This window comes from Stenotrophomonas sp. GD03958, assembly GCF_029839005.1.
GTDB classification, from domain to species: domain Bacteria; phylum Pseudomonadota; class Gammaproteobacteria; order Xanthomonadales; family Xanthomonadaceae; genus Stenotrophomonas; species Stenotrophomonas hibiscicola.
In genome coordinates, this window is sequence record NZ_JAOBZT010000053.1 from 24,677 (window position 1) to 31,474 (window position 6,798).

At 65.4% G+C, this 6,798-nt stretch carries 9 protein-coding genes; 4 read left to right on the forward strand and 5 right to left on the reverse strand.

Going from position 1 to position 6,798, the window contains the following annotated elements; genetic code table 11:
• Positions 1–10: 10 nt before the first annotated feature.
• From flgE to N5C25_RS14835, 5 genes are all read right to left on the reverse strand, one after another.
• Positions 11–1,234 carry a flagellar hook protein FlgE gene (gene flgE, locus N5C25_RS14815; RefSeq protein ID WP_019659620.1) on the reverse strand — a complete coding sequence of 408 codons (1,224 nt, stop codon included), beginning with the start codon at positions 1,232–1,234 and terminating at the stop codon, positions 11–13.
• 32 nt (positions 1,235–1,266) lie between these two features.
• Positions 1,267–1,950 (reverse strand): flagellar hook capping FlgD N-terminal domain-containing protein, encoded by a 684-nt coding sequence (locus N5C25_RS14820; protein ID WP_279937201.1) that lies wholly within the window; start codon positions 1,948–1,950, stop codon positions 1,267–1,269.
• A gap of 23 nt (positions 1,951–1,973) precedes the next feature.
• On the reverse strand, positions 1,974–2,381 hold the full coding sequence (flgC, locus tag N5C25_RS14825) for a flagellar basal body rod protein FlgC (RefSeq protein WP_005409575.1): 408 nt from the start codon (positions 2,379–2,381) through the stop codon (positions 1,974–1,976).
• Between the two features lie 3 nt (positions 2,382–2,384).
• The gene (gene flgB, locus N5C25_RS14830) at positions 2,385–2,780 is read right to left on the reverse strand and encodes a flagellar basal body rod protein FlgB (RefSeq protein WP_005409576.1); all 396 of its coding nucleotides are present in this window, start codon (positions 2,778–2,780) and stop codon (positions 2,385–2,387) included.
• 81 nt (positions 2,781–2,861) lie between these two features.
• Complete coding sequence (locus N5C25_RS14835; RefSeq protein ID WP_019659622.1) at positions 2,862–3,806, reverse strand: chemotaxis protein; 945 nt, start codon at positions 3,804–3,806, stop codon at positions 2,862–2,864.
• A gap of 313 nt (positions 3,807–4,119) precedes the next feature.
• On the opposite strand from N5C25_RS14835, the gene flgA reads away from it, so the two are divergent.
• The 4 genes from flgA to N5C25_RS14855 all read left to right on the forward strand — a co-directional run.
• On the forward strand, positions 4,120–4,776 hold the full coding sequence (gene flgA / locus N5C25_RS14840) for a flagellar basal body P-ring formation chaperone FlgA (RefSeq protein ID WP_279937202.1): 657 nt from the start codon (positions 4,120–4,122) through the stop codon (positions 4,774–4,776).
• Positions 4,777–4,851: 75 nt separating this feature from the next.
• Entirely contained in the window at positions 4,852–5,157 is a 306-nt protein-coding gene (gene flgM, locus N5C25_RS14845; protein ID WP_019337421.1) for a flagellar biosynthesis anti-sigma factor FlgM, read from the forward strand.
• Positions 5,154–5,492, forward strand: coding sequence for a flagella protein (locus N5C25_RS14850; protein WP_010485882.1), 339 nt, complete (start codon positions 5,154–5,156; stop codon positions 5,490–5,492). Before flgM ends, N5C25_RS14850 begins: the two co-directional genes overlap by 4 nt.
• Positions 5,493–5,581: 89 nt before the next feature.
• On the forward strand, positions 5,582–6,798 hold a 1,217-nt coding region (locus N5C25_RS14855), incomplete at its 3' end, for an ATP-binding protein (RefSeq protein WP_279937203.1).

Genomic DNA, 6,798 nt, shown 5'->3' on the forward strand with positions numbered 1-6,798 from the left:
CAGCGGGTCATCAACGGATGTTGATGACCGTCTGGGTGATCTGGTCCTGGGTGGTGATCATCTGTGCGTTGGCCTGGAAGTTGCGCTGCGCGGTGATCATGTTGACCAGCTGCTCGGTGAGGTCGACGGTGGACGCTTCCAGCGAACCTGCCTGGATCTTGCCGAGGTTGGAGGTATCGGGCATGCCGGTGCGCGGCGTGCCCGACTCGAAGGTCTCCACCCACAGGTTGTTGCCCTTCGATTCCAGGCCCTGCGTGTTGTTGAAGGTCGTCAGCGCCACCTGGCCCAGCGGCTTGTCGTCGCCGTTGGAATAGCGGGCGTAGACCACGCCGGACTCGGATACGGTGATTTCATTGAGCTTGCCGGCGGCATAGCCGTCCTGCTGGGTGTTGCGCAGCGCGAACTTCTCGCCGTACTGGGTCGAGCCGTTGATATCCAGCGTCATGTTCAGCTGGCCGGCGCCGGTGGTGGGGGTGAACGTGCCGAGGCCGACCTTGCCGTTGGCCGGGGCGGTCAGCTTGCCGCTGTTGTCGAAGGTGACCGCGGTCGGGGTGCCAGCGGGCTGGCCATCGACATAGTTGTGCACGGTCCATTCGTTGGGGTTGGCTCCCTTGACGAAGTACGAGACCTGGATGTGGCTCACGCCCAGCGAGTCGTACACGGTGATGCCGCCGCTGGAATGGTTGTAGCTGTTGGAATCGGCCGGGTCGAAGGTGGCCACCGTCGGCTGCTTGGCGTTGGCCGGCAGGGTGAAGCCGACCTTCACTTCGCTGGTCTGCTTCGGCGGGCTGTCGGTGGTCAGCAGTTGCAGGTCGACCAGGCGGCCGGCGTCGAAGTTGGTGCCATCGGCATTCGGTGCGAACACCTGCAGGCGCGCACCCTGCGGATTGACCACGTAGCCGGCCGAATCGGTCTGGAAGTTGCCGGCACGCGAATACACCCGCGAACCGTTCATGTTCATGGTGAAGAAGCCCTCACCGGAAATGGCCATGTCCAGGCTGCGCCCGGTCTGCTCGTTGTGGCCCTGGATGAACTGCTGGGCGACGTTGGAGACGCGCACGCCCGAGCCGGTCTGGTTCTTCGACAGGCCGTAGCTGGTGGAGGCGAACAGATCGGCGAACTCGGCGCGCGACTGCTTGAAGCCGGTGGTGTTGACGTTGGCCACGTTGTTGGCGGTGACGCTCAGGTCGGTGTTGGCGGCATTGATGCCGGACAGCGAGACATTGAAGCCCATGGGATGCTCCTGGTTGATGCGGGATGTGCGGCTCAGCTGACGCGGAGCACGTAGTCGATCGGGGCCGTGCCCAGGCCCTTGAGGTTCAGGTACAGGCCGTCGGAACCGACGGTCACGCTTTCCACCGGCGCCTGCACGTAGGTGGACAGCTTGGTGCTCTTGCCGGCGGTATCGACATGGTTGGCGACGATGGAGTACTTGCCCGGCTCCATGCGTTTGCCGTTGGTGTCCTTGCCGTCCCACTGAAAGGCGGTTTCGCCGGCGGCAGTGGCTTCCACGCTCAGCGAGGTGACCTTGGCGCCGTTGGCATCGGTGATGTCCACGGTGATGATGCCGGCCGACGGCGCGGCCACCGTGCCTTCGACGCTGCCCTCCTTCTCCAGTACCAGCTTTTCCGACGGCACCAGCACCTGGTGGCCGACCAGTGCCGCGCCACGCAGCACCTGGTCGCTGGCCATCGACTCCTGGAAGCCCTTCACCGTCTTGTTCAGATCGGTGATGCCCTGCACGGTGGACATCTGCGCCATCTGCGCGACCATCTGGGTGTTGTCCATCGGCTTCAGCGGGTCCTGGTGCTGCAGCTGCTCGGTCATCAGGCGCAGGAAATCGGCCTGGTCCAGCGTGTTCTTCTTCTTGGTGGCGTTGCTGTTCGGGGCGTTCAGACCAAGTGCGGTATAGACGTCCTGGTTGGTCTGGTTGTTGACGGCGGTGGTCATGGCGGTATCCGGTACTGCGGGCCTCAGCGGCCCATGGTCAGGGTGGCCAGGGCCAGTTCCTTGGCGGTGGTCAGCATCTCCACGCCGGCCTGGTAGTTGCGCGAGGTCGAGATCAGGTTGACCATCTGCGCCACCGGGTCGACGTCGGGCTGGTAGATGTAGCCATCGCCATCGGCCAGCGGGTGGCCCGGCTCATAGCGCTTGATCGGCGCCGCATCGCTCTGGGTGATTTCCTTCACCTTCACCGAGGTGATGTTCGGATCGTTCTTGCTGGTGACGGCCTGGAAGATCGGCTCCAGCGGCTTGTACACCGCGTCGGCGGAACCGGCGACGGTATCGGCGTTGGAGAGGTTGGAGGCGATGGTGCTCATGCGCACCGACTGCGCCTGCAGCGCGGAGCCGGCGATATCGAAGATCGGCAGGTTGCTCATGGCTTATTGCCCCGTGATCGCGGTCAACATGGAACGCACCTTGCTCTCGACGAAGCTGAGCGAAGCGCGGTACTCGAGCGCGGCGCGGCCATAGGCCGCACGCTCGGCATCGGGATCGACGGTGTTGCCGTCCAGGCTGGGTTGCACGCCTTCGCGCGCGATCTGGAACGGGTTCAGGCCGCTACTGATTTCGTAGTGCTGCTCATGGGTGGTGGCCATCAGGCCATTGGCATCCTGCCCCTGGGCATGGCGCAGGGCGGCGTCGAAGTCCAGGTCCTGGGCCTTGTAGCCGGGAGTATCGGCATTGCCGAGGTTGCTGGCGATCAGCTTCATCCGCTGTTCGCGCAACGGCATGGCCTGGGCATGGACGCCCAGGTAGTCGGTAATCAGGTTGCGCACGGTGCACTCCCACGGGAACGTTGCCCGGGAAGCTGCAAGGGGTGTGCCAAATTCGAGAGGGTAGTGCCGGATCAGTGGACGTCAGGCCGCCATCGCGACCTTGCGCAGGCGGTCCAGCACGAAATCGGCCAGCTCGTGCGGCGAGTACTTGGCGACGAAGGCGTTGGCGCCGACGCGCTCGACCATCGCATTGTTGAAGACGCCCGACAGCGAGGTATGCAGCAGCACGTAGAGGCCGGCCAGGCCTGGATGGCGCCGGATTTCCGTCGTCAGCGTATAGCCGTCCATTGCCGGCATTTCGATGTCCGAGATGACCATGGCGTAGCGCTCGGCCGGGTTTTCGCCCGAGGCGTGGATCTGCAGCAGGTGGTCCAGCGCCTGCTTGCCATCGGAAAGCAGGGTGGCGCCAACGCCCAGCTGGTCCAGCACGCTGCGGATCTGCTGGCGGGCCACGCGCGAATCGTCCACCACCAGCACCTGCAGCTGCGGGCCATCGGCAGGCATTGCCATTGCTGGATCGAGTACGGCATCACCGCGTACCTGGGCGATATCGGCCAGCACGCTTTCAACGTCGATCACCTGGATCAGCTCACCCTGGAAGCGGGTCACCGCCGTCAGGTAGCTCGATTCGGCACCCAGTTCCGGCGGCGGGTGGATGTCTTCCACCGCGATGTTGACGATGCGCTCCACGCCGCTGACCAGGAAGCCCTGGATCGAACGGTTGAATTCGGTGACGACCAGGTAGCCAGGCGAGGTGTCCGCGTCAGGCTCACGCTCGGGGTGGCCGATGGCCAGGCCCAGGTCCAGCACCGGCACCGAGCGGCCGCGTACGTCGGCCACGCCGGCAAACTGGCTGGGCAACCCGGGCACCTGGAACAGCTCCGGGCGCCGCAGGACTTCCTGCACCTTGAAGACATTGACGCCAAAAAGCTGACGTCCGCCGAGACGGAACAGCAGCAGCGCCAGGCGGTTGTGGCCGGCCAGTCGGGTCCGCTGGTCGATCCGGTTGAGCAGGTCATGGGACATGGCTGCTGTATCGGCGTGTTGGGCGCCAAACTTGAGGGCGCTCTGCCGCCTGCGCTCCACACCGCTTCTGTAGAGTCGACTGTTAGTCGACTGCTCTTCTAGCAGACTGCTCTTCTAGCAGACTGCTCTTCTAGCAGACTGCTCTTCGCGGTCGACTGCTCTTATCCGGTCGCGGGAACCCGCGCGCTTCGCGCGAAAGTCGACTGACGCGAAAGTCGACTAACAGTCGACTCTACACATCCCCATCCCGAGACCTCGTCTCTGGCACACACCTTGCACGCAGATGGGCCAGATTCCATCGACAGGAGGCGCCATGCGCCGGGTCACACCTCTATTCGCCATCGTGCTCGCCGCAGCCGCGCCATGGGCAGCCGCTGCAGAGTGGCAGCCGGTTGCCAGCATCCGCGCGGCGGCGTTGTCGACGCTGCCGGGCGGCAGCGAGGGGGAGGCGCAGGTGGCCGATGCGCTGCGCCTGCCCAAGTGTGGCGGCGCGCTGCAGGTGCAGCCCACCGCCAACACCACGGTGGAAGTCAGCTGTCCCGACGCCGGTGGCTGGCGCCTGTTCGTGCCAGTGAAAGTGCGGCGCAACCAGACCGTGCTGGTGCTCAACCGCGGAATCGGTACTGGAGAAACCCTTACCGCTGCCGATATCACCACTGCCCAGCGTGATGCCGCCCGGATTGCCGGTGCGGTGCTGGCCGATCCCAACGCAGCGATCGGCCGCATCGCCCGCCGTCCGTTGCAGGCCGGGGCCCTGCTGTCGAGCAACGATCTGGTGGTGCAGCGTCTCATCAAGCGAGGAGACAATGTGGCGCTGGTCTCGCGTCGCGGCTCGGTCGAGGTCCGTATTGCAGGCCGTGCGATGGGTGACGCGGGTGAGAACGAGCGGGTCTCGGTCGAGAACCTGTCCTCGCGGCGGATCGTGCAGGGCACGGTCGACGCCGCCGGTGACGTAATCGTGGCGCGTTGAATTACCGCAGAATATCCCTAAAGATCACGGCCCTTCGGCCGTTATCCCATGTGAACGGCAACTCCAGGACACCCCATGAGCCAGAAAATCGACGGCAACCTGCAGGTCCCCCAGGCCCTGCGCAGCGTGACGACCCCGGCCAACAAGCCCGGTGTAAGCACCGATGCGGCGGCACGCCCGGTCGAGGCGGCCGACAGCCTGCGCCTGACCGGCGAGGCCACCAATCTGCAGGCGATCGAGCGTGAGCTGACCACCGCCCCGGCAATCGACGCCCAGCGCGTGGCCGCCGTGCGCGAGTCGCTGCAGAACGGCACCTACAAGATCAATCCGGACGCGATCGCATCGCGCATGCTCGAGCTGGACCAGCAGCTGCACGGATGACTGCGGCGATGAGCGAGCCGCTGCAGCGTCTTGCCCAAGCCCTGGACGTTGAACGCCAGGCCCTGGTCGAGCACGACGTGCACGCCCTGATCCGGGCCACCGGCGCCAAGCTGGAAGCGCTGCGTGCGCTGGAAGGCGCGCCGCCGGTCGGGGAAGGCGAGCAGCTGCAGGAACTGGCCGAACGGAACCGCGCCAACGGCGTGCTGCTGTCGCGCCGGCGCCGTGAGGTCAACTGGGCCCTGCGCCAGCTCGGGCGCACCGAAGATGCCTCGGCCTACGATGCCAAGGGGCAGGCGCACACCGTCACAGCGCGCCGCCCACTCGCCGTCGCCTGAGGCGGCGGTCGAACAACCCCATCACGCGGGCTGAAGCCCGCTGCACGAGCGCGTATATTGGGCGTCTGTTCGAATGCCCCCGAGTCGCCGTGTCCGCTGCCAACGCCCTGGTTACCGCCCCCCTTCCGCCACAGCCGGTACTGCAGGCCCTGCTTGAGCGCCTGCGCGAAGGGCTGCTGCTGTTCACCGAAGACGGGAAGGTTGCGCTGGCCAATCCAGCCGCGCAGAACCTGTTGGCGAGCGGTGAGGATGGTGCATTGCCGCCCCCTCAGCGGCTTCGCGAGCTGCTGCCCCCCGATGCGCTGGAACACGCGCGCCAGCATGGTCACTGGAACGGCAGCCTGCCGCTGGGCGAGGGCGTGGTCATCGCCCACCTGTATCACCACGGCCCGGTGGGACAGGGGCACTTCCTGGCCTTGTTCCGCCATATCGAAGGACAGGAAGACTACGAGCGAGAACTGCAGCAGCGCCACGCCGAGCTGCGCCAGGCCTACCTGCGCCTCAACGGCACCCAGGAGAAACTGCTGCAATCGGAGAAGATGGCCTCGATCGGCCAGCTTGCTGCCGGCGTCGCGCACGAGATCAATAATCCGATCGGCTACGTGCACTCAAACCTGGGCAGCCTGCAGGAGTACCTGCGCAGCCTGTTTACCGTGATCGAAGCCTACGAACGCGCGTTGCGTGCGCCGGACCCGAAGGCGCTGATCCCGGAGATCGATGACATCCGTGACCGCCTGGACATTGATTTCATCAGCCGCGACCTGCCGCAGCTGATGGCCGAATCGCGCGAAGGCATCGAACGGGTGACGCGCATCGTGCGTGATCTGAAAGACTTCTCGTATTCCGGGCGTGACGAGTCGTGGAAGCTGGTCGACCTGCACGCCGGCCTGGAATCGACCATCAACATCATCTGGAACGAGCTCAAGTACAAGGTCACCCTGGTACGCGAGTTCGGCCAACTGCCGCTGGTGGAATGCCTGCCATCGGAGTTGAACCAGGTCTACATGAACCTGCTGCTCAACGCGGGCCATGCCATCGCCGAGCGCGGCACGATCACCGTGCGCACCGGCGTCGATGGCGACCAGGTGTGGGTCGAGTTCGAGGACACCGGCGGTGGCATCTCGCCGGAACTGCGCCAACGCATCTTCGATCCGTTCTTCACCACCAAGCCGGTGGGCAGTGGCACGGGCCTGGGCCTGTCGATCTCCTACAGCATCATCAACAAGCACCATGGCCGGATCGACCTGGACAGCACCCCGGGCGTGGGCTCGCGCTTCCGCGTGGTGCTGCCGGTGAAGCAGCCGCG